General features: G+C 60.8%; 23 protein-coding genes. 13 read left to right on the top strand and 10 right to left on the bottom strand.

All coding sequences use genetic code 11. The features are described 5' to 3' along the window. The first annotated feature begins 5 nt into the window (after positions 1–5). Positions 6–1,904 (top strand): FTR1 family protein, encoded by a 1,899-nt coding sequence (locus C9422_RS03545; RefSeq protein WP_116579717.1) that lies wholly within the window; start codon positions 6–8, stop codon positions 1,902–1,904. Positions 1,905–2,014: 110 nt separating this feature from the next. After that, positions 2,015–2,470 (top strand): YaiI/YqxD family protein, encoded by a 456-nt coding sequence (locus C9422_RS03540; RefSeq protein ID WP_116579716.1) that lies wholly within the window; start codon positions 2,015–2,017, stop codon positions 2,468–2,470. A gap of 85 nt (positions 2,471–2,555) precedes the next feature. On the opposite strand, the gene elbB is transcribed toward C9422_RS03540, so the two are convergent. Further along, the gene (gene elbB, locus C9422_RS03535; protein WP_007978857.1) at positions 2,556–3,224 is read right to left on the bottom strand and encodes an isoprenoid biosynthesis glyoxalase ElbB; all 669 of its coding nucleotides are present in this window, start codon (positions 3,222–3,224) and stop codon (positions 2,556–2,558) included. A 115-nt stretch (positions 3,225–3,339) separates the two neighbouring features. On the opposite strand from elbB, the gene C9422_RS03530 reads away from it, so the two are divergent. Beyond that, a complete protein-coding gene (locus tag C9422_RS03530; protein ID WP_116579715.1) occupies positions 3,340–4,575 on the top strand; it encodes a sterol desaturase family protein in 1,236 nt (411 codons plus the stop codon). Here the strand turns inward: C9422_RS03530 and C9422_RS03525 are convergent. After that, positions 4,556–5,188, bottom strand: coding sequence for a DedA family protein (locus tag C9422_RS03525; protein WP_104450239.1), 633 nt, complete (start codon positions 5,186–5,188; stop codon positions 4,556–4,558). The genes C9422_RS03530 and C9422_RS03525 overlap by 20 nt on opposite strands. 207 nt (positions 5,189–5,395) lie before the next feature. Between C9422_RS03525 and hemB the strand changes: the two genes are divergently transcribed. Next, the gene (hemB, locus tag C9422_RS03520; RefSeq protein ID WP_007978864.1) at positions 5,396–6,409 is read left to right on the top strand and encodes a porphobilinogen synthase; all 1,014 of its coding nucleotides are present in this window, start codon (positions 5,396–5,398) and stop codon (positions 6,407–6,409) included. 18 nt (positions 6,410–6,427) lie between these two features. Then, positions 6,428–8,650: a polyphosphate kinase 1 gene (gene ppk1 / locus C9422_RS03515; RefSeq protein ID WP_116579714.1), complete on the top strand. Its 2,223-nt coding sequence runs from the start codon at positions 6,428–6,430 to the stop codon at positions 8,648–8,650. Positions 8,651–8,806: 156 nt separating this feature from the next. On the opposite strand, the gene ppx is transcribed toward ppk1, so the two are convergent. The 5 genes from ppx to C9422_RS03490 all read right to left on the bottom strand — a co-directional run bounded on the left by ppx (position 8,807) and on the right by C9422_RS03490 (position 13,350). Then, positions 8,807–10,309 carry an exopolyphosphatase gene (ppx, locus tag C9422_RS03510; protein ID WP_116579713.1) on the bottom strand — a complete coding sequence of 501 codons (1,503 nt, stop codon included), beginning with the start codon at positions 10,307–10,309 and terminating at the stop codon, positions 8,807–8,809. Between the two features lie 193 nt (positions 10,310–10,502). After that, the gene (locus C9422_RS03505) at positions 10,503–11,240 is read right to left on the bottom strand and encodes an amino acid ABC transporter ATP-binding protein (RefSeq protein ID WP_116579712.1); all 738 of its coding nucleotides are present in this window, start codon (positions 11,238–11,240) and stop codon (positions 10,503–10,505) included. Then, positions 11,227–11,877 (bottom strand): amino acid ABC transporter permease, encoded by a 651-nt coding sequence (locus C9422_RS03500; protein ID WP_116579711.1) that lies wholly within the window; start codon positions 11,875–11,877, stop codon positions 11,227–11,229. Before C9422_RS03500 ends, C9422_RS03505 begins: the two co-directional genes overlap by 14 nt. Beyond that, positions 11,874–12,542, bottom strand: a complete 669-nt coding sequence (locus C9422_RS03495; RefSeq protein ID WP_046039042.1) for an amino acid ABC transporter permease — start codon at positions 12,540–12,542, stop codon at positions 11,874–11,876. The genes C9422_RS03500 and C9422_RS03495 overlap by 4 nt, the downstream gene beginning before the upstream one ends. 22 nt (positions 12,543–12,564) lie before the next feature. Further along, a complete protein-coding gene (locus C9422_RS03490) occupies positions 12,565–13,350 on the bottom strand; it encodes a transporter substrate-binding domain-containing protein (protein WP_095964292.1) in 786 nt (261 codons plus the stop codon). Between the two features lie 256 nt (positions 13,351–13,606). Between C9422_RS03490 and C9422_RS03480 the strand changes: the two genes are divergently transcribed. The 6 genes from C9422_RS03480 (at position 13,607) to C9422_RS03455 (ending at position 19,806) form a co-directional block, all read left to right on the top strand. Continuing rightward, positions 13,607–14,314, top strand: a complete 708-nt coding sequence (locus tag C9422_RS03480; RefSeq protein ID WP_102699680.1) for a FadR/GntR family transcriptional regulator — start codon at positions 13,607–13,609, stop codon at positions 14,312–14,314. Between the two features lie 121 nt (positions 14,315–14,435). Then, positions 14,436–14,765 carry a thioredoxin TrxA gene (gene trxA, locus C9422_RS03475; protein WP_003206727.1) on the top strand — a complete coding sequence of 110 codons (330 nt, stop codon included), beginning with the start codon at positions 14,436–14,438 and terminating at the stop codon, positions 14,763–14,765. Positions 14,766–15,012: 247 nt separating this feature from the next. Beyond that, on the top strand, positions 15,013–16,272 hold the full coding sequence (gene rho, locus C9422_RS03470; RefSeq protein WP_003206716.1) for a transcription termination factor Rho: 1,260 nt from the start codon (positions 15,013–15,015) through the stop codon (positions 16,270–16,272). 141 nt (positions 16,273–16,413) lie between these two features. After that, positions 16,414–17,880, top strand: coding sequence for a 4-hydroxy-3-polyprenylbenzoate decarboxylase (ubiD, locus tag C9422_RS03465; RefSeq protein ID WP_116579709.1), 1,467 nt, complete (start codon positions 16,414–16,416; stop codon positions 17,878–17,880). Then, a complete protein-coding gene (locus C9422_RS03460) occupies positions 17,880–18,848 on the top strand; it encodes a CDP-6-deoxy-delta-3,4-glucoseen reductase (RefSeq protein WP_116579708.1) in 969 nt (322 codons plus the stop codon). Before ubiD ends, C9422_RS03460 begins: the two co-directional genes overlap by 1 nt. Positions 18,849–19,137: 289 nt before the next feature. After that, a complete protein-coding gene (locus C9422_RS03455) occupies positions 19,138–19,806 on the top strand; it encodes a gamma-glutamylcyclotransferase (protein WP_116579707.1) in 669 nt (222 codons plus the stop codon). Here the strand turns inward: C9422_RS03455 and glpT are convergent. Continuing rightward, positions 19,782–21,131 carry a glycerol-3-phosphate transporter gene (gene glpT, locus C9422_RS03450; RefSeq protein ID WP_116579706.1) on the bottom strand — a complete coding sequence of 450 codons (1,350 nt, stop codon included), beginning with the start codon at positions 21,129–21,131 and terminating at the stop codon, positions 19,782–19,784. The two genes, C9422_RS03455 and glpT, sit on opposite strands and share 25 nt — an antisense overlap. Positions 21,132–21,458: 327 nt before the next feature. Between glpT and C9422_RS03445 the strand changes: the two genes are divergently transcribed. Then, positions 21,459–22,076 (top strand): energy transducer TonB, encoded by a 618-nt coding sequence (locus C9422_RS03445; protein WP_116579705.1) that lies wholly within the window; start codon positions 21,459–21,461, stop codon positions 22,074–22,076. Positions 22,077–22,123: 47 nt separating this feature from the next. Here C9422_RS03445 and C9422_RS03440 read toward each other — a convergent pair whose 3' ends face one another. Continuing rightward, positions 22,124–23,101: an NADPH:quinone oxidoreductase family protein gene (locus C9422_RS03440; RefSeq protein ID WP_007978892.1), complete on the bottom strand. Its 978-nt coding sequence runs from the start codon at positions 23,099–23,101 to the stop codon at positions 22,124–22,126. A 150-nt stretch (positions 23,102–23,251) separates the two neighbouring features. On the opposite strand from C9422_RS03440, the gene C9422_RS03435 reads away from it, so the two are divergent. After that, on the top strand, positions 23,252–23,659 hold the full coding sequence (locus tag C9422_RS03435) for a flagellar basal body-associated protein FliL (protein ID WP_116579704.1): 408 nt from the start codon (positions 23,252–23,254) through the stop codon (positions 23,657–23,659). Between the two features lie 141 nt (positions 23,660–23,800). Here C9422_RS03435 and C9422_RS03430 read toward each other — a convergent pair whose 3' ends face one another. Beyond that, the gene (locus C9422_RS03430) at positions 23,801–24,253 is read right to left on the bottom strand and encodes an EVE domain-containing protein (RefSeq protein ID WP_116579703.1); all 453 of its coding nucleotides are present in this window, start codon (positions 24,251–24,253) and stop codon (positions 23,801–23,803) included. Positions 24,254–24,346: the final 93 nt, after the last annotated feature.

Here is a 24,346-nt window from a genome sequence, read left to right as displayed (position 1 = left end):
CATTCATGATTTCCCCCTCCCGTTTCCTGGCCGGGCTGTTGCTGCCGCTGTTGGCTGCGTGCAGCTTTCAACTGCTGGCCGCCACCACCGAAGGTACGCCGCAGGCGCTGCACTTGCTCGACTACATCGGCGCGGATTACCCAGGCACGGTGCAGGCGGGCAGCATCACGGACCCGTCCGGATTTCGCGCGCAGCAAGAGTCGGTCAGGACCCTGGGAAGTCTGATTGCAGCCATGCCGGCCAAGCCGGAAAAAGCCGCGCTGGAGCAAAGCGTGGCCGCGCTGGGAAATTCCATCGACGCCCATCAGGATGGTGCCGACGTCGCGCGCCAGGCCCGGCAATTGGGGGCGAAGCTGGCCGTGGCCTATGAAGTCAGCCAGGCCCCGGTCATTACTCCGGACCCGGTACGGGGCGCGCCGCTGTACGCTCAGCATTGCTCGGTCTGCCATGGCGATACAGGGGCCGGCGACGGCCCGGCGGGCGTCGGCATGACCCCAGCGCCGACCGATCTGCGTGATGCCTCACGGCTGGACCGTCTGAGCCTCTACGCGATCTACAGTACCCTTGGTCAAGGCATTGAAGGCACCGACATGCCGGCCTTCGCCGACCAGCTGGATGATCGTCAGCGTTGGGACCTGGCCACCTATATCGCCAGCTTCAGTGTTGACCCGGCGACGGCCAAGGCTGAAAAGACCTACAACATCGCCGACCTCGCTCGTCAGACCCCGGCCGAAGTACAGGCCGTCGAAGGTCCGCAAGCCGCCGCGACCTTCCGTGCCCAGCGGGCGCAACCGCCCCAGGTCAAGCGTGCCCCGGCACAACTGCTTGACTACACGGCGGCCACCCTGGACAAGAGCATCGCGGCGTATCGTGCCGGCGAGCATGATCAGGCTTATGACTTATCGGTAGCAGCGTATCTGGAAGGCTTCGAGCTGGTCGAGAGCTCGCTGGATAACATTGACGCCAACGTGCGTAAAGACACGGAAAAATCCCTGATGGCCTACCGTCAGTCGTTGCAGGACGGCTTGTCGGTGAGCGAGGTCGAGCAGCGCCTGGACGTGGCCAAGGACAAGTTGAAAGCATCGGCCGACTTGCTGGGTAGCGACGGTTTGAGCTGGTCGCTGAGTTACATTTCCGGCTTGCTGATTCTGCTGCGCGAAGGTCTGGAAGCGATCCTGGTGCTGGCGGCGATCCTGGCCTTCTTGCGTAACACGGGCCAACAGGCGGCGGTGCGCAGCGTCAACGTCGGTTGGGGCCTGGCATTTCTGGCCGGGTTAGGCACCTGGGCGCTGGCAGCCTATGTGATTGATGTCAGCGGTTCGCAGCGCGAGTTGCTGGAAGGCGCGACGGCGTTGTTTGCCAGTGTCATGGTGCTGTGGCTGGGCGTGTGGATGCATGACCGTCGTCACGCGGCGGCCTGGCAGGATTACATCAAGACCAGCCTGGTGGGTGGCGGTGGGCGTTTCGGCTTTGCGACACTGGCGTTTTTCTCGGTGTATCGCGAACTGTTCGAAGTGATTCTGTTCTACGAAACCCTGTGGCTGCAGGCAGGTCCCGCAGGGCACAACGCCGTGTTGGCCGGTGGGGCCACGGCGGTGTTGCTGCTGGTCGGCCTGGCCTGGGTGATTTTGCGCGGTTCGGCGAAGTTGCCGCTGGCGCTGTTCTTCAGCATCAACGCGGGTCTGCTGTGCGCCTTGTCGGTGGTGTTTGCCGGGCATGGTGTGAAAGCGCTGCAGGAAGCCGGGATTTTCGGCACGCGGCCGGTGCCATTCTTTGACTTTGACTGGCTGGGGATCCACGCCGATGCCTACTCGCTGAGTGCTCAGGCCGTGGCGATCATTGCGATTGTCGTGTTGTATGGTCGTAGCCGGGTGGTTGAGAGGCAGCGGGTGCAGGCTTCTTAAACAACAGCATTCGCTGCGCTCACATTCGCGGGCAAGCCCGCTCCCACAGGTTTAGCGCTAACCTGTGGGAGCGGGCTTGCCCGCGATGCTTCTCAACAGAGGAATATACAATGCGTGTGTGGATCGATGCCGATGCCTGTCCGCGGGCGGCCAAGGATCTGGTGGTGAAGTTCGCCCTCAAGCGCCAGTTCGAAGTGGTGCTGGTGGCCGGGCAGCCGCAGACCAAGCCGGGGCTGGCGCTGGTCAAGCTGATCGTAGTGCCGAGCGGCCCGGATGCGGCGGATGACTACCTGGTGGAGCACGCGGTGCCCGGTGAGCTGGTGATCTGCAGCGATGTGCCGCTGGCCGATCGTCTGGTGAAGAAGGGCGTGGCCGCGCTCGACCCTCGGGGCAAGGAATTTGACGCGCAGAACATGGGCGAGCGGCTGGCGGTGCGCAACCTGTTCACCGATTTGCGCGAACAGGGGCAGATGGGGGGCGGGCCAGCGCCGTTTGGCGAGCGTGAGAAACAGGCGTTTGCCAATGCGCTGGACCGGATCTTGACCAGGTTGTCCCGCAAGGCCTGAAAAGATCGCAGCCTGCGGCAGCTCCTACAGCTGCACACCGCCCCTTGTAGGAGCTGCCGCAGGCTGCGATCTTTTGATCTTGTTTTTACGCGTCGTTTTCGTGGGTCAGTTCCAGTACGCGGTCTACCAGCTTGTTGATCCCCGACGCCACTTCACTGATCGATTGCGCCAGCATGTAGGCCGGGGTGCTCACCAGTTTGCGTGCCTTGTCTTCGACTATGTCACTGACCGCGCAATCGGTATGGGTCGCGCCCATCTTGTTCATCGCGGCAGCGGTGTCGGTGTCATTGCCAATGGTGCAGGTGACGCCGGGACCGTAGATCTTGGCCGCCAGGGCAGGGGAAATGCACATCAACCCCACCGGCTTGCCGGCCTCGGCAAAGGCTTCGGTCAGGGCCAGGACATCCGGTTGAACGGTGCAGCCGGCGCCTTCAATGGCGAAGTTGGACAGGTTCTTGGCCGAGCCGAAGCCGCCGGGCACGATCAACGCGTCGAAGTCATCGACGTTCGCGTCACGGATGTCCTGGATGTTGCCCCGGGCAATTCGCGCCGACTCGACCAACACGTTGCGCGATTCGGGCATTTCTTCGCCGGTCAGGTGATTGATGACATGCAACTGCGCGATGTTCGGTGCGAAGCACTGCACCTGCGCCCCGCGTTGATCCAGGCGCAGCAGGGTGATGACGCTCTCGTGGAGCTCGGCGCCGTCGTACACGCCACAACCGGAAAGGATCACTGCAACTTTTTTGCTCATGGGCTTTTCTCCAGATTCATGGCGTTAAATGTCCACTAATTTGTCACTCGTTGCCATAGGGTTAATTCGCGGTTACACATAGCATTTGCCCTCAGGATTCCGATCAGGGCGCGTCATGGACTTCATTCTGTACGCGGTGCCGTTCTTCTTTGTGCTGATTGCCCTCGAGCTGCTGGCCGACCGCAGGCGCGGGGTGAGCAACTATCGGGTGGCTGACGCGATCAACAGCATCAGCACCGGCGTGCTGTCGACCACCACGGGATTGCTGACCAAAGGCATTGGATTGGTGACCTACGCGTTCGCCTTCAAGCATCTGGCGCTGTTCGAGTGGTCGGCCGACAGCGTCTGGACCTGGGTGTTTGCCTTCGTCCTCTACGATTTCTGCTACTACTGGCTGCATCGCCTGGGCCACGAGCGCAACATTCTCTGGGCCGCGCATTCGGTGCATCACCAGAGCGAGGACTACAACCTGTCCACGGCGTTGCGCCAGACCAGTACCGGATTCCTCCTGGGCTGGATCTTCTATCTGCCGATGGCGGTGTTTGGCGTGCCGCTGCTGGTGTTCGTCAGTGTCGCGGCGCTGAACCTGCTGTATCAGTTCTGGGTGCATACGCGGCACATTCCCAAGCTTGGCTGGTTCGAATGGTTTTTTGTCACGCCATCCAATCATCGGGCTCACCATGCACAGAACGCTCTCTACATGGATCGCAACTACGGCGGCGTGTTCATTATTTGGGATCGTCTGTTCGGTTCGTTCCAGGAAGAAGACGACAACGAGCCGGTGGTCTTCGGCGTGACCACGCCGCTGGCGAGCTGGAATCCCCTGTGGGCGAACGTGCAGTACTACGCGCAGTTGTGGGCCGATGCGCGGCGTGCCGAAAGCACCTGGGACAAGCTGCGGATCTGGTTCATGCGCACGGGCTGGCGCCCGGCGGACGTGGCGGCCAGGTACCCGATGAACAAGCCGGACTTGAGCCAGTTCCGCAAATTCGAGGTGCCGCTGGACGGGCGTCAGCAGCGCTACGTCTTGTTGCAGTTCTGCGTCTATATCGCACTGGGCAGCTACTTGATGAATCTCGAGCCGAAACTGTCAGTCGCCGCCCTGGTGCTGGGTTGGGGAACGGTGGCGTTCGGTCTGTTTGTGCTGGGCGTGGCCCTGGAGAATCGCCCGTGGGCGTTGAAGCTGGAGCTGGTGCGGCTGGCGTCGAATCTGCCCTTGGCATGGCTGGCCCCGATGGTGGGGCTGTGGCCGGCCAGCGCCGTGGGCTGGGTCGGCCTGCTCAGTTACAGCCTGTTGAGCGGCATCGGTCTCTACTGTTGCAGAAACCGCATCACTCGGTTGGCGTCGTAGGGTCTTCGGTATTGGTCCGCGCAGCTTTCAGGGCCTGCTCGTCGGCATAGACCTGCTTGGCCAGGCGGGCATTCTTGAAGCGCCGGCGCAGCCACAGCACGAGGCCCAGGACCAGCAGGGCGCCGAGCACCCAAAGTTCGTACTTCTTCACACTGCCGAGCATGCCTTCGAGCACTGCGCCGAAATGGTACGCGGCCGCCGCCAGGGCTGCGGCCCAGATCGCCGCGCCAATGCCGTTGAGCAACAGGTAACGCCCCGGCGGATAGCCCGACAGCCCGATGGCCACCGGCATGACCGTACGCAAACCGTAAACGAAGCGGAAGCTCAGTACCCAGATGTCCGGATGCTTGCGAATGTGTTCCAGCGCCCGGTCACCCATCATCTGCCAGCGCGGCTTGCGCGCCAGCAGTTTTCGACCGTGCTTGCGTCCCAGGAAATACCACAGTTGGTCGCCGGCATAGCTGCCGAAGAAGGCCACGACCACCACCAGGTTGATGTCCATGTATCCACGGAACGCGAGGAAGCCCGCGAGTACCAGGATGGTTTCGCCTTCGAAGAACGTGCCTAGAAAAAGGGCAAAGTAGCCGAAGTCATGCAGAAATTGTTGGAGCATTGTCTGGGTGCTGGCGAAATGAACGCGCAGCCTAACCCTTCGGACACATTCAGGAAAGTGTCCAAATGTGTCTCGACGTGAACATTTCCTACAACGACAATGGAATGCGGCTACACGTCGCAGGGTGCACATAACTGTCATACGTTCGTCATAATGGGCACTTATAACTGTCACGCTCGCCCGTCTGCGCGGGCTCAGGAGTCTGCCGTGAGCTTTACCCCCGCCAACCGTCTGTTCCCCGCAACCCGCCTGCGCCGCAACCGTCGTGACGACTTCTCGCGTCGACTGGTCCGCGAAAACGTCCTGACCGTCGATGACCTGATCCTGCCGGTATTCGTTCTGGACGGTGAAAACCGTCGCGAAGCGGTGGCTTCGATGCCGGGCGTCGAACGCCTGACCATCGACTTGTTGCTGGAGGAAGCGGCCAAGTGGGTCGAGCTGGGGATTCCGGCGCTGGCGCTGTTCCCGGTGACGCCTTCGGAACTCAAGTCTCTGGATGCTGAGGAGGCCTGGAACCCGGAGGGCATCGCCCAGCGCGCCACCCGTGCGCTGCGTGCGCAATTCCCAGAGCTGGGCGTGATCACCGACGTGGCCCTGGATCCGTTCACCACCCACGGCCAGGACGGCATTCTTGATGAAGAAGGCTACGTGCAGAACGACATCACCGTCGACGCACTGGTCAGGCAAGCCCTGTCCCACGCCGAAGCCGGCGCTCAGGTCGTGGCGCCATCGGACATGATGGACGGTCGCATCCAGGCGATTCGCGAAGCCCTTGAAGTGGCCGGTCACGTCAACGTGCGGATCATGGCCTACTCGGCCAAGTACGCCAGTGCCTATTACGGCCCGTTCCGTGATGCAGTCGGTTCGGCGCTGAACCTGGGCAAGGCCAACAAGGCCTCCTATCAGATGGACCCGGCCAACAGCAACGAAGCCCTGCACGAAGTCGCGGCGGACTTGTCAGAAGGTGCGGACATGGTCATGGTCAAGCCAGGCATGCCGTACCTCGACATCCTGTGCCGGGTCAAAGAAGAATTCAAAGTGCCGACGTTTGTCTATCAAGTCAGCGGCGAATACGCCATGCACATGGCGGCGATCCAGAATGGCTGGTTGAGCGAAGGGGTTATCCTCGAGTCGCTGACCGCTTTCAAACGTGCAGGCGCCGATGGCATCCTGACGTACTTTGCCGTTCGTGCCGCTCAATTGTTACGAGAGCAGAAATAGCCCTCCCAGGAACATTCGATGAATACCGAAGTACTCACTGAAGTTGCCGTAAAAGACGCTCAACCTGTGGTGGAGCAAGTCGACGAGACCCCGCCGGAGCTGGAGCCAGCTCCGCCCGCGGCGGTCGTCGAACCCGCTGCGACAGCACCGGCGGTGGCCATTCCCGGTCTGGATGACAGCAGCCTGTACATCCACCGCGAACTGTCGCAACTGCAGTTCAACATCCGCGTGCTGGAGCAGGCGCTGGACGAGTCCTACCCATTGCTGGAGCGGCTGAAGTTTCTGCTGATCTTCTCCAGCAACCTGGACGAGTTCTTCGAAATTCGCGTCGCCGGCCTGAAGAAGCAGATCACCTTCGCCCGTGAACAGGCGGGCGCCGATGGCCTGCAACCGCATCAGGCGCTGGCACGCATCAGCGAACTGGTACACGGTCACGTCGACCGTCAGTACGCGATCCTCAACGACATTCTGTTGCCGGAGCTGGAGAAACATCAGGTCCGCTTCATCCGTCGCCGCAATTGGACGACCAAGCTCAAGACCTGGGTGCGCCGCTATTTCCGCGACGAGATCGCACCGATCATCACCCCCATCGGTCTCGACCCTACGCACCCGTTCCCTTTGCTGGTGAACAAGAGCCTGAACTTCATCGTCGAGCTCGAAGGCATCGACGCCTTCGGTCGCGACTCCGGTCTGGCGATCATCCCGGCGCCACGCCTGCTGCCGCGCATCATCAAGGTGCCGGAAGAAGTCGGCGGCGCCGGCGACAACTATGTATTCCTGTCGTCGATGATCCACGCTCACGCCGATGACCTGTTCCAGGGCATGAAGGTCAAGGGTTGCTACCAGTTCCGCCTGACCCGCAACGCCGACCTCGCGCTGGACTCCGAAGACGTCGAAGACCTGGCCCGCGCCTTGCGCGGCGAGCTGTTCTCCCGCCGCTACGGTGACGCAGTGCGCCTGGAAGTGGCCGACACTTGCCCGAAACACCTGTCTGACTACCTGCTCAAGCAGTTCAACCTGAGCGAGACCGAGTTGTACCAGGTCAACGGTCCGGTGAACCTGACGCGGCTGTTCAGCATCACCGGCCTGGACAGCCAGCGCGAGCTGCAATACCTGCCGTTCACCCCGCAGATCCCGAAACTGCTGCAGAACAGCGAGAACATTTTCAGTGTGATCAGCAAGCAGGACATCCTGCTGCTGCACCCGTTCGAGTCGTTCACCCCGGTGGTCGACCTGCTGCGCCAGGCCGCCAAGGATCCACACGTGCTGGCGGTGCGCCAGACGCTGTACCGTTCCGGCGCCAACTCGGAAATCGTCGATGCGCTGGTGGATGCGGCGCGTAACGGCAAGGAAGTCACGGCGGTGATCGAATTGCGTGCGCGGTTCGACGAAGAATCCAACCTGCAACTGGCCAGCCGACTGCAAGCGGCCGGTGCGGTGGTGATCTACGGTGTGGTCGGCTTCAAGACCCACGCCAAGATGATGCTGATCCTGCGGCGCGAAGCAGGCGAGATCGTGCGTTATGCGCACCTCGGCACGGGCAACTACCACGCCGGCAACGCCCGCCTGTATACCGACTACAGCCTGCTGACCTCCGACGACGCCTTGTGCGAAGACGTCGGCAAACTGTTCAGCCAGTTGATCGGCATGGGTAAGACGCTGCGCATGAAGAAGCTGCTGCACGCGCCGTTCACCCTGAAAAAGGGCATGCTCGACATGATTGCCCGGGAAACCCAGTTCGCCCTCGACGGCAAACCGGCGCACATCATCGCCAAGTTCAACTCGCTGACCGATCCGAAGATCATCCGCGCGCTGTACAAGGCCAGCCAGTCAGGCGTGCGCATCGATCTGGTGGTGCGTGGCATGTGCTGCCTGCGGCCGGGCATCGCCGGGGTTTCCCACAACATCCATGTGCGTTCGATCATCGGTCGTTTCCTGGAGCACACCCGGGTTTTCTACTTCCTCAACGGCGGCGACGAGCAGATGTTCCTGTCCAGTGCCGACTGGATGGAACGCAACCTCGACAAGCGCGTCGAGACTTGCTTCCCGGTGGAAGGCAAGAAGCTGATCATGCGGGTCAAGAAAGAGCTGGAGCTGTATCTGACCGATAACACCCACAGCTGGAGCCTGCAGCCGGACGGTCGTTACATTCGCAACACACCGACCGGCAATCAGAACCCGCGCAGCGCCCAGGCGACATTGCTGGAGCGTTTGGGCAGTCCGATCCTCACGGTCCGCTGAGACAAAAAAATGGCGATCCCCTGGGATCGCCATTTTCATTTGCACCCGACCCATCCCCTGTAGGAGCTGCCGCAGGCTGCGATCTTTTGATTTTGCTTTTAAAAGATCAAGATCAAAAGATCGCAGCCTGCGGCAGCTCCTACAAGGGGCAGTGACTTAGCGGGCGGTCAATACGATGTCGACCCGGGTCAGCCATTGCGCTTCAATTTCAAAGTCGGCCTGGGTCAGCTGGTTTTCGTCCAGCCAGTTCTCCGGGAACACCACCTCCAGGTGGTTGCCATGGGCGTTCAGTTCCACCTGGGGCATTTGCTGGGTGCCGCGGATGTGGTGGAACAGAATCGCAAAGCGCAGTAGCACGCACAGGCGAATCAGCTTGATGCCGTCGTCGCCGAAATCGGCGAACTTGTCCTTGGGAATGTTGCGCCGGTGGCCACGTACCAGCAGCGCGAGCATCAACTGGTCTTCGCGGGAGAACCCGGCGAGGTCCGAGTGCTCGATCAGGTAGGCGCCGTGCTTGTGGTACTGGTAGTGAGCGATGTCCAGGCCCACTTCATGGACCTTGGCCGCCCAGCCGAGCAGTTCGCGCCAGACGCCGTCTTCCAGGTCCCAGTCTTCAGCCACCTGGTCAAACGCATGCAGCGCCTTGCGCTCGACCCGTGCCGCCTGTTCCTGATCGACGTGGTAGCGCTCCATCAGCGAGGTGAGGGTGCGTTCGCGCACGTCCTCGTGATGATGGCGGCCGAGCAAGTCATAGAGCACGCCTTCGCGCAGGGCGCCTTCGCAGTGATCCATGCGTTGCAGTTCGAGGGAGTCGAAGATCGCCTCGAGAATCGCCAGGCCCGCCGGGAAGATTGCCCGGCGATCCGGCTTGATACCTTCGAAGTCGATTTTTTCGACGTCGCCCAGCTTCATCAGTTTGCGCTTGAGCCAGGCCAGGCCTTCGGCGTTGACCTCGCCGGTGCCGTGGCCGCCAGCCTTCAGCGCCAGACCGATGGCGCGGATGGTGCCCGAGGAGCCGATGGCTTCATCCCAGGTCAGGCGGTGCAGGGCGTGCTCGATGCTCATGATCTCCAGCCGCGCCGCCGTGTACGCCTGGGCGTAGCGGGCCGGGGTGATCTTGCCGTCCTTGAAATAGCGCTGGGTGTAGCTGACGCAACCCATCTGCAGGCTTTCGCGCAGCAGGGGTTCGAAGCGCTGGCCAATGATGAATTCGGTGCTGCCGCCGCCGATGTCGGCCACCAGACGCTTGCCCGGGGTGTCGGCGAGGGTGTGGGACACGCCGAGGTAGATCAGGCGCGCCTCTTCTCGACCGGAAATGACCTCCACCGGGTGGCCGAGAATTTCTTCGGCGCGACGGATGAATTCGGCGCGGTTGCGGGCTTCACGCAAGGCGTTGGTGCCAACGATGCGCACGGCACCCGTGGGCATACCGTTGATCAGTTGGGCAAAGCGCTTGAGGCAATCGAGCCCGCGCTGCATGGATTCTTCGTTGAGATGGCGCTCTTCGTCGATGCCGGCGGCCAGCTGAACCTTCTCCCCGAGACGCTCGAGAATACGGATTTCGCCGTTCTGGGCCTTGGCCACGACCATGTGAAAGCTGTTGGAGCCCAGGTCGATTGCGGCGATCAGGGACAGATTCTTGGCTTGGGATTGCGGCATGGTCGGGGGTCTCGGTCGATAACCTCGACATCGTGCCACGATCAAAGGCTGCCGCCAACGCGCACGATCCAATGCATTGATCCGACTCACTGCTCGAGCTTGTGTAGGAGCTGCCGAAGGCTGCGATCTTTTGATCTTGATCTTTTAAAAGCAAGATCAAAAGATCGCAGCCTTCGGCAGCTCCTACCAGGGTTCAGGCGGTTGCTTCCACGGTCCCGATGAAATTCGCCAGCTCCGCCGTCTGCGGATTGGCGAACACTACTTTCGGATCCCCCACCTCATGCACCTTGCCCTGGTGCATGAACACCAACTTGTCCCCAACCTCCCGGGCGAAGCGCATTTCGTGGGTGACCATAATCAGTGTCATGCCTTCCCTGGCCAGTTGCCGGACCACGCTCAGCACTTCGTTGACCAACTCCGGGTCCAGGGCCGAGGTGATTTCATCGCACAGCAACACTTTCGGAGACATCGCCAGGGCACGGGCAATCGCCACCCGCTGTTGCTGACCGCCGGACAGTCGATCCGGAAAGGCATCGAACTTTTCCCCCAGCCCGACCCGTTCCAGCATCTGTCGCGCCAGTTCGGCGGCCTTGGCCTTTGGCACCTTCTGCACAACTTGCGGCGCCAGCATGACGTTCTCACCCACGGTCAGGTGCGGGAACAGGTTGAACTGCTGGAACACCATGCCGACTTTCTGTCGTAGGCTGCGCAGGTCCGCGCGGGCGGCGTCGAGGTATTCGCCGTCGACTTCGATCACGCCGTCATTGATCGACTCCAGGCCGTTGAGGGTGCGCAGCAAGGTGGATTTGCCCGAGCCACTGCGGCCGATGATCGCCACCACCTGGCCTTCCTCGATGCTCAGGTCGATGCCTTTGAGCACATGATGGTCGCCGTAGTATTTATGCAGGGCGGAAATTCTAAGCAGAGGCATGCAGTCTCCTTTCCAGGTAGCGCGCACTGAGCGACAGGGGGTAGCAGAGCAGGAAATAGCCGAGGGCGACGAGGCCATAGACCATGAAGGGTTCGAAAGTCGCGTTGGCGAGCATGCCGCCGGTCTTGGTCAGCTCGGTGAAGCCGATGATCGAGGTGACGGCGGTGCCTTTGACCACTTGCACCGAGAAGCCCACGGTCGGCGCCACGGCGATGCGCAGCGCCTGGGGCAGGATCACATGGCGCAATTGTTCCAGCGGGTTCAGCGCCAGGCTCGCCGAGGCTTCCCACTGGCCGTTGGGGATCGATTCGACGCAACCACGCCAGATCTCCGCCAGGTAGGCGCTGGTGAACAGCGTCAGGGCAATCGCCGCCGCCATCCACGGCGAAATTTCCAGTCCGGCCAGGGCCACGCCGAAAAACACCAGGAACAGCTGCATCAGCAGCGGCGTACCCTGGAACAGTTCGATGTAGGTGCGCGCAAAGCTGCGCGGCAGGGATTTGCCCGAGATGCGCATGACCATGATCAGCAAGCCGATCAGCCCGCCGCCAACGAACGCCACCAGCGACAGCGCCAGCGTCCATTGCAGGCCGGTGAGCAGGTTGCGCACGATGTCCCAGAAAGTGAAATCGCTCATCGGCTGCTCCTTGCGATGAAGCGGTGGCCGATCCAGTTCAGCAACTGGCGGATCAGCAGCGCCATGCACAGATAGAGCAAGGTCGTCAGGGCGTAGGTTTCAAAGGCGCGGAAGTTGCGCGACTGAATGAAGTTGGCAGCGAAACTCAACTCTTCGGTGGCGATCTGCGAACACACCGCCGAGCCGAGCATGACGATGATGATCTGGCTGCTCAGGGCCGGCCAGACTTTGCCCAGTGCCGGCAGCAGCACCACATGGCGGAACGCTTCGAAGCGCGTCATCGCCAGTGCCGCCGCGGCTTCCAGTTGACCTCGGGGGATCGCCTGGATGCCGGCGCGGATGATCTCGGTCGAATAGGCGCCGAGGTTGATCACCATCGCCAGCACCGCCGCCTGCCATTCGGAAATCTGCACGCCCAGGGACGGCAAGCCGAAGAAGATGAAAAACAGCTGCACCAGGAAGGGCGTGTTGCGGATCAACTCGACGTAGACCGCGAAAATCCCCGCGAAAGGCCGGATGTTCCACGCCCGCACCAACGCCCCGACGATGCCCAGCCCTACGCCGAGCACCGCGCCGATGGCGGTCAGCTCAAGGGTGAACAACGCACCGCGCAGCAACAGATCGGTGTTGTTCACCACCGGCAAGAAGTCGAACTGATAAGCCATAACGTCTCTCCTGCGCGCGAGATCAGAGGTCGGCCGGCAGTGGTTCTTTCAGCCAGGTCAGGGCGTTTTTCTCCAGCGCTCCGTCGCTCTTGGCGGTCACGAGGATCTGGTTGACCTTGTCCAGCAGCGCCGGCTCGTTCTTGTTCACACCGACGTAGACCGGCGAATCCTTGAGCTTCACTTTCAGCGCCGGCACGCGTTTCGGACTCTTCTCGCTGATCGCGACCATCACCACGTTGCCGCTGGCGATCAGGTCGACCTGACCCGCCAGGTACGCGGCGATGGTCGAGTTGTTGTCTTCGAAGCGCTTGATGGTCACGCCTTCGGGGGCGACCTTGGTCAGCTCGATGTCTTCGATGGCACCGCGGGTGACGCTGATGGTCTTGCCCTTGAGGTCGTCCAGGGTCTTGATGTCGGCGTCTGGCGGACCGAACACGGCGAGGTAGAAGGGCGCATAGGCGCGGGAGAAGTCGATGACCTTCTCGCGCTCCGGGTTCTTGCCGAGGCTGGAGATCACCAGGTCGACCTTGCCGGTGGTGAGGAACGGGATGCGGTTGGTGCTGTTGACCGGGGTCAGTTCGAGTTTGACCTTGAGTTGGTCGGCCAGCAGTTTCGCGGTGTCGATATCGAGGCCACGGGGTTTCATGTCCGGACCGACCGAGCCGAAGGGCGGGAAGTCCTGGGGCACGGCGACCTTGAGGACGCCGCGCTTGACCACATCCTCCAGACCGTCGGCGTGGGCGGGTGCCTGGGTCAGCATCAGGCTGGCAAACAGGGCGGCGAGGAGGGCGCTGAAACGCTGGGTCATGGCAAATCTCCGAATCGGCAAGAAGTGATTTCTGCCGATCGACAGAGCATGGGCCATGCCAACATGCGGTCTCGGGGGCGCCAGAGCGCGGTTTTGCTGGCGTCGAACGGTCTTACTGGTCTGAACAGTCAGGTTGTGTTTCGCACCCCGATGGCGCAACCGGGAAAATCACCGAACCCCCATGGGGCACGACTTGCCGGGCGTCGCGAATAGCTTTACAACTGAGCGCACATTGGCCTGGTTCGTCTGGAAAACCATGAACTCGATCTCCCGCGCCGTACCCGAAGTGGCGCTGCAAGCCATCCGCAAACTGATTACCGAGCAGGGCTTCGGGCCGGGGGATGCCTTGCCCTCGCAACGGGACCTGGCGGTCCAGTTGGGCGTAAGCCGGGCTTCTTTGCGCGAGGCGTTGTCGTCCCTGAGTGCGCTGGGCGTCATCAGCATCCAGCCGGGCAAAGGCGTGTTCGTGCAGGCGCCGGTGGAGCTGCCGCGAGGCGAGGTCGCAGCGGGCTGGCCGTTTGCGGCACAGGCTTCGCCGCTGGATATCTTCCAGTTGCGCTACGCGCTGGAGGGGTTTGCCGCGGGGTTGGCGGCCGTGACCTTGAGCACCGAGGAGCTCGATGCCCTGGAAGACAACGTCGCCGCCATGCGCAACGAACTCAAGGCCGCTGATTTCGAAGCGGCGGCGCGCCTGGACTTCGAATTCCACCGGCGCATCCTGCTGGCCAGCGGCAATCAGGCAATGTTGAGTATCCTCACCGCCAGCGCCGATATCTTCCTGGAAAGCCAGAAACTACCGTTCATCCGGGCCGAGCGGGCCATGGAAACCTGGCAGGAGCACCGCAAGATCCTTCGCGCGCTGGCTCGCCGAGCCTCTGGCGCCGCGCAAAAAGCCATGCACGAGCACGTGCGCAACGCGGCGTTGCGCACCGGAATCGCCTTCGTCGCTCCCGCCACGGCGTGACCCGGGCTATACCCAAACTCATGGAACACCATAGCGAGACTCAATCAACTGCACCTTCCTGAACGAGGGAAGGGCAGCTATGATGGGCCACGTTTTTTTGCTTACAACCCTGGAGAATTCCATGAGCAGCGATCTTATCAAACACGTTAGCGACGCTAGCTTCGAGGCCGACGTACTCAAGGCTGAAGGCGCTGTACTGGTCGATTACTGGGCTGAGTGGTGCGGCCCTTGCAAAATGATCGCTCCTGTTCTGGACGAAATTGCCGAGACCTACAAAGGCAAGCTGACCGTCGCCAAGCTGAACATCGACGAAAACCAGGAAACCCCGGCCAAGCATGGCGTGCGTGGTATCCCGACCCTGATGCTGTTCAAGAATGGCAACGTTGAAGCGACCAAGGTCGGCGCACTGTCGAAGTCGCAACTGGCTGCTTTCCTCGACGCCAACATCTAAGCGTCGCTGCAAAGTGTCCTGAAAAAGCCTCGCAAATAGCGGGGCTTTTTGCGTATTCAGGGCTAGACGCTCCTAAACTCAGGTGGTACATTCGGCCCCGCACTGGTTTCTCCATTGCCCCCTGCTAGCCGTCGCCGACGCACTCCTTTTCGAATAAGTACGCGATCCTGTCGCCTTCTCTGCGGCGCGGCCTCATTAAGCCAAAAGCTTAATTTCCCCCCTCCATAAATGATTACGTCATTCCTATATGAATCTGACTGAACTCAAGCAAAAGCCGATTACCGAACTGCTCGAATTGGCCGAACAGATGGGCATAGAAAATATGGCCCGTTCGCGCAAGCAGGACGTGATTTTCTCCCTGCTCAAGAAGCACGCGAAAAGCGGTGAGGAAATCTCCGGTGATGGCGTGCTGGAGATTCTCCAGGACGGCTTCGGCTTCCTGCGCTCCGCTGACGCTTCCTATCTCGCCGGTCCAGACGATATCTACGTCTCGCCGAGCCAGATCCGTCGTTTCAACTTGCGCACCGGTGACACCATCGTTGGCAAGATCCGCCCTCCAAAGGAAGGCGAGCGTTATTTCGCGCTGCTCAAGGTCGACACGATCAACTTCGACCGTCCGGAAAACGCGAAAAACAAGATTCTCTTCGAGAACCTGACCCCGCTGTTCCCGACCGTACGCATGAAGATGGAAGCCGGTAACGGTTCCACCGAAGACCTGACCGGTCGTGTCATCGACCTGTGCGCCCCGATCGGCAAAGGCCAGCGCGGTCTGATCGTTGCTCCGCCGAAAGCGGGCAAGACGATCATGCTGCAGAACATTGCCGCGAACATCGCGCGTAACAACCCTGAAGTTCACCTGATCGTGCTGCTGATCGACGAACGTCCGGAAGAAGTAACCGAAATGCAGCGCACCGTGCGCGGCGAAGTGGTTGCCTCGACGTTCGACGAGCCGCCAACCCGCCACGTGCAGGTTGCCGAAATGGTGATCGAGAAGGCCAAGCGCCTGGTCGAACACAAGAAAGACGTGGTGATCCTGCTCGACTCCATCACCCGTCTGGCCCGTGCCTACAACACCGTGATCCCGAGCTCCGGCAAGGTGCTGACCGGTGGTGTCGATGCCCACGCCCTGGAGAAGCCGAAACGTTTCTTCGGCGCCGCGCGGAACATCGAAGAAGGCGGCTCGCTGACCATCATCGCCACCGCGCTGGTTGAAACCGGCTCGAAGATGGACGAAGTGATCTACGAGGAATTCAAAGGCACCGGCAACATGGAGCTGCCTCTGGATCGCCGCATCGCTGAAAAGCGCGTATTCCCGGCCATCAACATCAACCGTTCCGGCACCCGCCGCGAAGAGTTGCTGACCGCCGACGACGAGCTGCAGCGCATGTGGATCCTGCGCAAGCTGCTGCATCCGATGGATGAAGTGGCTGCCATCGAGTTCCTGGTCGATAAGCTGAAAACGACCAAGACCAACGATGAGTTCTTCCTGTCGATGAAACGCAAGTAAGTCGAGCAGGCACAAAAAGCCGGGGAAACCCGGCTTTTTGCTATCCGATTTTTGATCAGGTGGCAGTTCGTGGTTCTGAACCGAAGGGTTCGGCGCTAAACTGCCTGCCCCGAACGCCACGGCCAAACACGAGGCTTACGCATGCAGTATCGCGACTTGCGCGACTTTATCAGCGGGCTGGAACAGCGCGGCGAACTCAAGCGCATTCAGGTTCCGGTGTCCCCAGTACTGGAAATGACCGAGGTCTGCGACCGCACCTTGCGCGCCAAAGGCCCGGCCCTGCTTTTCGAAAAGCCCACGGGTTTTGACATTCCGGTGCTCGGCAACCTGTTCGGTACGCCTGAGCGCGTAGCACTGGGCATGGGCGCCGAAGCGGTCAGCGAACTGCGCGAGATCGGCAAGCTGCTGGCGTTCCTCAAGGAGCCCGAGCCGCCGAAAGGCCTGAAGGACGCCTGGTCCAAGCTGCCGATCTTCCGCAAGATCATCTCGATGGCGCCCAAGGTGGTCAAAGACGCGATCTGCCAGGAAGTGGTCATCGAAGGCGACGATGTTGACCTCGCGAAGTTGCCGGTGCAGACCTGCTGGCCAGGCGACGTCGCTCCGCTGATCACCTGGGGCCTGACCGTCACCAAGGGGCCGAACAAGGACCGACAGAACCTCGGTATCTATCGTCAGCAGGTGATTGGCCGCAATAAAGTCATCATGCGCTGGCTGAGCCACCGTGGCGGTGCGCTGGATTATCGCGAGTGGTGCGAAAAGCATCCGGGTCAGCCCTTTCCTGTTGCCGTTGCATTGGGCGCAGACCCGGCAACCATCCTCGGCGCCGTGACCCCGGTGCCCGACAGCCTTTCCGAATACGCCTTCGCCGGCCTGTTGCGCGGTAACCGCACCGAGCTGGTGAAGTGCCGCGGCAACGACCTGCAAGTGCCGGCCACCGCCGAAATCATCCTTGAAGGCGTGATCCATCCGGGCGAGATGGCCGATGAAGGCCCGTACGGCGACCACACCGGTTACTACAACGAAGTCGACAGCTTCCCGGTATTCACCGTCGAGCGCATTACCCACCGGATCAAGCCGATCTACCACAGCACCTACACCGGCCGTCCGCCGGATGAGCCGGCGATTCTCGGCGTCGCGCTGAACGAAGTGTTCGTGCCGATCCTGCAGAAGCAGTTCCCGGAGATCACCGATTTCTACCTGCCACCCGAAGGTTGCTCGTACCGCATGGCCGTCGTGACCATGAAAAAGTCGTACCCGGGCCATGCCAAGCGGGTAATGCTGGGTGTCTGGTCGTTTTTGCGACAGTTCATGTACACCAAGTTCGTTATCGTCACCGACGACGATATCAACGCCCGGGACTGGAACGACGTGATCTGGGCCATCACCACGCGCATGGACCCCAAGCGCGACACGGTGATGATCGAGAACACGCCGATCGACTACCTGGACTTCGCTTCGCCGGTGTCCGGCCTGGGGTCGAAAATGGGCCTTGATGCCACGCATAAATGGCCGGGCGAAACCACCCGTGAGTGGGGCCGAGTCATCGTCAAGGACGATGCGGTAACCCAGCGGATCGATGCCATCTGGAATCAGTTAGGAATAGATTGATGCGTGTAACCTTGCAGCCCTCCGGAGCAGTGCTTGAGATATTGCCCGGCGAGCGGATTCTCGATGGCGCGCGACGACTGGGCTACGAATGCCCGCAAAGTTGCCGCAACGGCAATTGCCACGTGTGCGCGGCGCTGCTGGTGGAAGGTCGGGTCGAGCAGGCCGGCAATGTGCGTGATCATGGCGAGTTCTACACTTGCATAGCGGAGCCGCTGGAAGACTGCATCGTGCTGTGGGATGGCGTGCTCGCCTTGGGAGAACTGCCGGTGCGCAGCGTGTCGTGTCAGGTCATTGAGTGCAAGGACGTGGGCGGCGACACCTGGCGCGTGCGTCTGCGGGCTCCGGCCGGCAAACCGCCGCGTTATCACGCCGGGCAGTACCTGATGATCGAACGCGAGAATGGCGAAAAATCCGCCTTCTCCCTCGCCTCGGCACCGCATGCGGGGCGCGACCTGGAAATCCACGTACTGGCGCGCGAATCCAGTGCGCTGAGCCTGATCGAGCAGCTTCAGCGCAACAGCATGGTGCGGGTCGAGTTGCCGTTTGGCGATACCCACCTGGAGGAGTTGCCGGACGGCCCTCTCGTGCTGATCGCCGCCGGCACCGGCATGGGCCAGATCCACGGCCTGATCGAACATTGCCGGGCCACGGGTTTCAAGCATCCGGTGCATTTGTATTGGGGCGTGCGTCGTCCAGAGGACTTTTATCAAGTCGAGCATTGGAACGAATGGCTGAAATTGCCCAACCTGTTCCTGCACAAGGTCGTCAGCGATCAATGCGGTTGGGAAGGGCGCTGCGGCATGTTGCATGAAGCGGTCTGTGAAGACTTTCCCGATCTCAAGGCCCTGCATGTCTACGCCAGTGGCTCGCCGGCCATGGTCTACGGCACCTTGGATGCGCTGGTCGATGCGGGAATGGACGCCCACCAGATGCGCGCCGACGTATTTGCCTACGCCCCTCGCTCCTGATCCTGCCCTTGTAGGAGCTGCCGCAGGCTGCGATCTTTTGACTTTGTCTTGAAAATCAAAAGATCGCAGCCTGCGGCAGCTCCTACGGTTTGTATCCTTATTCCTGCCTATATAGCCTATTGGTATTTATAAATTTATATAAATGCCGGTAGGTTATATTCCAGTCAGGCAATTAATTAAGAACTGTGCCATGGCATTCAAATTGCCTTAAAACTTATGTGCCTTATTGTTACATCCGTGCGTTCTATTAAGTAATTCTTCACCCGCGGGGAGCTGAACGCTATTCGCCATGAGCGCCATCGAATCTGCTTTTTTGAATCTGGCTTACCCTCCGCGGCTCGATCTGGGGCCGCAGCTCACTCACGAACAATTGCTCAGCTCGATGCAGTCGACCATGGCCCGTCACAAGGGTGGGCCGGTGTGGCTGTTTGCCTATGGCTCGCTGATCTGGCGGCCTGAATGCACGGCGGTTGAACGGGTTCGCGGCCGGGTGCATGGCTACCATCGCGGGTTGTACCTGTGGTCCCACGAACATCGCGGTACCCCGGAAATGCCCGGCCTGGTGTTCGGCCTGGATCGCGGTGGCTCTTGCAGCGGTTTCGCCTATCGCTTGCCCGAAGAGCAACTCGAAGCGTCGCTGTACGCACTTTGGCAGCGAGAGATGCCATTTCCTTCCTACCGCCCGCACTGGCTCAACTGCCGACTCGAAGATGGCAGCCAGGTTCAGGCCTTGGGGTTTGTGCTGGAGCGACATCTGCCCAGCTATGCCGGCAACCTGCCGGACCATGTGCTGAGCCATGTGTTCGAAAACGCTTGCGGGCGTTACGGCACCACTCGCGATTATGTCGAGCAGACCGCACACGCCCTGCGTAGCCACGCCATGCCAGACCGGAATCTGGAGGCGCGGCTCAAGCGCTGTAAATCAAAGGCCGATCAAGCGAGTGTTTCGCGGCCCTGACTGGCGACTTGTTTGTGTCGTAGCGTCGGGGCGAGGAAGGCCATTGCCAGCAGGCAGGCGCCCACCAGCAGCACGAAACCGCCGTCCCAACCGAAATGGTCCACGGTGTAGCCCATCGCTGCACTGGCCGCGACCGAACCGCCCAGGTAACCGAACAGGCCGGTAAAGCCCGCCGCCGTACCGGCCGCCTTCTTCGGTGCCAACTCCAGCGCCTGCAGGCCGATCAGCATGACCGGGCCGTAGATCAGGAAGCCGATGGAAAGTAGCGCGATCATGTCGATCATCGGGTTGCCGGCCGGGTTGAGCCAGTAAACCAGCGTCGCGACCGTCACCAGCGCCATGAACACCATGCCGGTCAGGCCGCGGTTGCCACGGAAGATCTTGTCCGACATCCAGCCGCACAGCAGCGTGCCCGGGATACCTGCCCACTCGTAGAAGAAATACGCCCACGAGGTTTTATCCACGGTGAAGCCCTTGGCTTCCTTGAGGTAGGTCGGTGCCCAGTCCAGCACGCCGTAGCGCAGCAGATAGACAAAGACGTTGGCCATGGCGATGTACCAGAGCATTTTGTTGCGCAGCACGTATTTGACGAAGATTTCCTTGGCGCTGAATTCCTCTTCGTGGCTGGCATCGTAGCCCTCCGGATAGTCGTTCTTGTACTGCTCGATCGGCGGCAGGCCAACCGATTGCGGGGTGTCGCGCATGGTCACAAAGGCAAACACCGCTACCGCCAGTGCCACCGCTGCCGGCACGTAGAACGCCGCATGCCAGTCATTGAACAGGCCCATGCCGATCAGGAACAGTGGGCCGATCAGGCCGCCGCCGACGTTGTGCGCCACGTTCCACACCGACACCACGCCGCCACGCTCCTTCTGCGACCACCAGTGCACCATGGTCCGGCCACTCGGCGGCCAACCCATGCCCTGCGCCCAGCCGTTTATGAACAGCAGAATGAACATCATGGTCACGCTGGACGTCGCCCAGGGCGCGAAACCGAAAATGAACATCACCCCGGCCGACACCAACAGGCCGAACGGCAGGAAGAAACGCGGGTTGGAACGGTCGGACACCAGGCCCATGAGGAACTTCGACAGGCCATAGGCAATCGCGATGGCGGACATCGCCAGACCCAGTTGACCGCGGGAGTAACCCTCGTCGATCAGGTAGGGCATGGCCAGGGAGAAGTTCTTGCGCAGCAGGTAGTAACCGGCATAGCCAATGAAGATGCCGGCGAAGATCTGCCAGCGCAGGCGTCGATAGGTGCTGTCTATTTTTTCTTCAGGCAATGGAGCCTGATGTGCGGCAGGACGAAAGAAAGCAAACATTCAAGAGCTCCAAATTTCTTGTTTTGACTGCGGATGCGAATGTTACAGTTTCGTTACCGAAAATAGCACTGGTTCTCATCGGCAAAAAAGCGGAAATGTTGGATATCGCGTGTTCCTTTATGAACATGTCGCTCAGGTGTAAGTGAAGGGCGTTGTAGGAAGCTTTACCCACCCATGTTTTACGCGACTGATCTGTCCCGGGTAGGGCAATCCTTTGGGAAATGTCCTGCTCTGTTACCGGAAGCCGTGACCTTCAGTGCCGCACCCTTGAGCTTTAACCTTGGCCGTACAGCCGATTGTGGCGTTTAAGGTGCGGGGGAGAGGAGGATGCGGTGGGTTGTGTTCGTGGTGCTGTTGTTTGTTGTGTCTGTTGAAAGCCGCGCAGGAGAGGTGTTCCTGATACCGGAAAACAACCCCAAGCCGATTTACCCAACGGCGCTGCAGCGGTCCGGAATCACCGGTAATGTCCGGGTCAGGTTCATGGCACATGCCAATGGCTCGGTCAGCAAGGTGAGCATTTTGCAAAGCGATCACCCTGATTTCGCCGAGGCGGTCCGGGTTGCCATAGCGCAGTGGCGGTTCAAGCCATGGACCGTTGAGGGCGACAAGCCTGAGGAGCAGGAAGTCATTGCGCCGATGATATTCGGGTTCGATGTGCATCTACCGCTGCATCTGAACCAGTGGCTCAAGGCATTGAGATGCCGCGATCTGAATGAGGCGCTGGCGCATGCCCCGGAGCACGAGTGGATCGATTCCGCCGCGTTCCATTACGTCCGGGCTTATCTGTCGAACGCGTTTTCCACGGCAACACTGCCGACCGAGCGGCGTCTGTCATTGATCGCCGACATGAACAGGAAGGTGCCGATCATTATCAGGCAATGCTCGAACAACCCGGGTTCCAGGTATGTAAGGTTTTTGCCGGAAGATATCCGCCAGTTACTGTAGAAAAAGAGCCTGGACCCGTTAGCAGAGGTCCGGGCCCTTTGCCGGGTTCAGCGAACCTGCACCACCACTTTCCCGACTGCTTTACGCTGGCCAAGATCATTGATCGCCTGCGCCGCATTACCCAGTGGATACACCTGCGACACCAGCGGCTTCAGCTTGCCTTCGGCAAACCAGCCAAACAGTTGCTGGAAGTTCGCCGCGTTATCCTGCGGTTGGCGTTGGGCGAAGGAGCCCCAGAATACGCCGAGCACCGCCGCGCCTTTGAGCAGCGCCAGGTTGACCGGCAGTTCGGGGATGCGCCCGCTGGCGAAGCCGACCACCAGCAGGCGGCCGTTCCAGGCGATGGCGCGGATGGCCTGGTCGAACAGATCGCCGCCCACCGGGTCGTAGATCACGTCGGCGCCCTGGCCGTCGGTCAGGCGCTTGATTTCGTCCTTGAGGCTGGTTTCGCTGTAGTTGATCAGTTCATCGGCGCCGGCGGCCTTGGCTACGGCGAGCTTTTCCGCGCTGCTGGCTGCGGCAATCACCCGGGCACCCATGGCTTTGCCGATTTCCACTGCCGCCAGGCCGACACCACCGGAAGCCCCCAGCACCAGCAGGGTTTCGCCCGGTTGCAGGTTGCCACGCTGCTTGAGGGCGTGCATCGAGGTGCCGTAGGTCATGCTGAAGGCGGCGGCGGTGTTGAAGTCCATGGAGGGCGGAATCGGCAACACGTTGTAGCCCGGTACGGCGACCTGTTCGGCAAAGCTGCCCCAGCCGGTCAGGGCCATGACCCGGTCACCGACTTTCAGATGGCTGACCTTCTCGCCGACTTCGCGGACCACGCCGGCCGCTTCCCCACCCGGGGAAAACGGGAAGGGCGGCTTGAACTGGTACTTGCCCTCGATGATCAGCGTGTCGGGGAAATTGACCCCGGCGGCGTGCACGTCCAGCAGGATTTCATTCTTCTTCGCGACAGGACTGGCGACGTCTTCCAGCACCAGCGATTCGGCAGGGCCGAAGGCTTTGCACAGCACGGCTTTCATCAGGGCTATTCCTTTGGGAGTGATGGCCGATAAGTGTAGGTGTGTGGGTCGAAGGGTCAACGAGCATGCCCGGCCCTGATAGTCAGCCATAAGCTTGTGCTTGCATGGCGGGTCGTTATGCTAAGCCGCAAACCGGATAAGGAGTGAATTGTGAAAGCGTGGATCATGTTGTTGCTGGCCCTGTCCCTGCCTGTGGCAGCGATGGCCGAAGAAGCCAAAGAAGATACAGCTCCGAAGGTCAGTTACATCACCCTGAGTCCACCGTTCGTGGGTAACTACGGCCTGGACGGCACGCCGAAACTGAAAGTCTACAAGGCCGATGTGGCGTTGCGGGTGACCGGTGACGAGGCTGCCAAGGCGGTGAAGGCCAATGAACCCCTGATCCGCAATCAATTGGTCGCGCTGTTCGCCCAGCAGACCACCGAGACGATGAACAATGTCGAGGCCAAGGAAAAGCTGCGTCAGGAAGCCCTGAAACAGACTCAGCAAGTGATGAACGACGAAACCGGCAAGCCGGTGGTTGAGGATCTTTTGTTCAACAACCTCATTATCCAGTAAAAACTCTGTTGCCTGGGCCGGCCCTATCGCGGGCAAGCCCGCTCCCACAGTGGCTTCTGGTGCTCACAAAATTTGTGTTCACCGCTAATCCTTGTGGGAGCGGGCTTGCCCGCGATGGCATTTGGATGGGCACCGAGAACCTTACGGCTTGAGCGATATCACCGCCGCCCACTGCTCCGGCGTCACCGGCATCACCGACAGCCGCGAACCTTTCTGCACCAGCGGCAACTCTGCCAGCGCCGTCTGCTGCTTCAGGTAATCCAGCTTCAGCACCCGGGCAAACGTCTCGACATGGGCGACATCGATCGCGCTCCAGGCGTTTTTCTCCGCCGTTGCCTTTGGGTCGTAGTAATGACTTTCAGGTTCCAGCGCCGTCGGGTCCGGATACGCGGCTTCGACAATTTTGCCGATGCCGGCGATGCCCGGCTCCGGGCAGCTGGAATGATAGAAAAAGAACTCATCCCCCACGGCCATGGCCCGCAGGAAGTTGCGTGCCTGGTAGTTTCGAACCCCGTCCCAGCGCGCTTTGCCGAGCTTTTCCAGCCCCTTGATCGAGAGTTCGTCGGGCTCGGATTTCATCAGCCAATAGGCCATGTCTTTTGCTCCTTGCGGGGTGATTGAGCCGCTTTTCGGCAATTTTATGACAAACCGACAGTCGGTTGACGTCAGCATTTGCGCAGCGGTTCA

Source organism: Pseudomonas sp. B1(2018) (genome assembly GCF_003097365.1).
GTDB classification, from domain to species: Bacteria; Pseudomonadota; Gammaproteobacteria; order Pseudomonadales; family Pseudomonadaceae; genus Aquipseudomonas; species Aquipseudomonas laurylsulfatiphila.
Note: the sequence above shows the minus strand (reverse complement) of the source record. Positions and strands in the feature narration are given on the sequence as shown.

What these genes read in the sequence shown, in the direction of transcription:
- C9422_RS03545 (WP_116579717.1), top strand. Translation starts at nt 6, where the DNA reads ATGATTTCCCCCTCCCGTTTCCTGGCCGGGCTGTTGCTGCCGCTGTTG.
- C9422_RS03540 (WP_116579716.1), top strand. Translation starts at nt 2,015, where the DNA reads ATGCGTGTGTGGATCGATGCCGATGCCTGTCCGCGGGCGGCCAAGGAT.
- elbB (WP_007978857.1), bottom strand. Translation starts at nt 3,224, where the DNA reads ATGAGCAAAAAAGTTGCAGTGATCCTTTCCGGTTGTGGCGTGTACGAC.
- C9422_RS03530 (WP_116579715.1), top strand. Translation starts at nt 3,340, where the DNA reads ATGGACTTCATTCTGTACGCGGTGCCGTTCTTCTTTGTGCTGATTGCC.
- C9422_RS03525 (WP_104450239.1), bottom strand. Translation starts at nt 5,188, where the DNA reads ATGCTCCAACAATTTCTGCATGACTTCGGCTACTTTGCCCTTTTTCTA.
- ppk1 (WP_116579714.1), top strand. Translation starts at nt 6,428, where the DNA reads ATGAATACCGAAGTACTCACTGAAGTTGCCGTAAAAGACGCTCAACCT.
- ppx (WP_116579713.1), bottom strand. Translation starts at nt 10,309, where the DNA reads ATGCCGCAATCCCAAGCCAAGAATCTGTCCCTGATCGCCGCAATCGAC.
- C9422_RS03505 (WP_116579712.1), bottom strand. Translation starts at nt 11,240, where the DNA reads ATGCCTCTGCTTAGAATTTCCGCCCTGCATAAATACTACGGCGACCAT.
- C9422_RS03500 (WP_116579711.1), bottom strand. Translation starts at nt 11,877, where the DNA reads ATGAGCGATTTCACTTTCTGGGACATCGTGCGCAACCTGCTCACCGGC.
- C9422_RS03495 (WP_046039042.1), bottom strand. Translation starts at nt 12,542, where the DNA reads ATGGCTTATCAGTTCGACTTCTTGCCGGTGGTGAACAACACCGATCTG.
- C9422_RS03490 (WP_095964292.1), bottom strand. Translation starts at nt 13,350, where the DNA reads ATGACCCAGCGTTTCAGCGCCCTCCTCGCCGCCCTGTTTGCCAGCCTG.
- C9422_RS03480 (WP_102699680.1), top strand. Translation starts at nt 13,607, where the DNA reads ATGAACTCGATCTCCCGCGCCGTACCCGAAGTGGCGCTGCAAGCCATC.
- trxA (WP_003206727.1), top strand. Translation starts at nt 14,436, where the DNA reads ATGAGCAGCGATCTTATCAAACACGTTAGCGACGCTAGCTTCGAGGCC.
- rho (WP_003206716.1), top strand. Translation starts at nt 15,013, where the DNA reads ATGAATCTGACTGAACTCAAGCAAAAGCCGATTACCGAACTGCTCGAA.
- ubiD (WP_116579709.1), top strand. Translation starts at nt 16,414, where the DNA reads ATGCAGTATCGCGACTTGCGCGACTTTATCAGCGGGCTGGAACAGCGC.
- C9422_RS03460 (WP_116579708.1), top strand. Translation starts at nt 17,880, where the DNA reads ATGCGTGTAACCTTGCAGCCCTCCGGAGCAGTGCTTGAGATATTGCCC.
- C9422_RS03455 (WP_116579707.1), top strand. Translation starts at nt 19,138, where the DNA reads ATGAGCGCCATCGAATCTGCTTTTTTGAATCTGGCTTACCCTCCGCGG.
- glpT (WP_116579706.1), bottom strand. Translation starts at nt 21,131, where the DNA reads ATGTTTGCTTTCTTTCGTCCTGCCGCACATCAGGCTCCATTGCCTGAA.
- C9422_RS03445 (WP_116579705.1), top strand. Translation starts at nt 21,459, where the DNA reads ATGCGGTGGGTTGTGTTCGTGGTGCTGTTGTTTGTTGTGTCTGTTGAA.
- C9422_RS03440 (WP_007978892.1), bottom strand. Translation starts at nt 23,101, where the DNA reads ATGAAAGCCGTGCTGTGCAAAGCCTTCGGCCCTGCCGAATCGCTGGTG.
- C9422_RS03430 (WP_116579703.1), bottom strand. Translation starts at nt 24,253, where the DNA reads ATGGCCTATTGGCTGATGAAATCCGAGCCCGACGAACTCTCGATCAAG.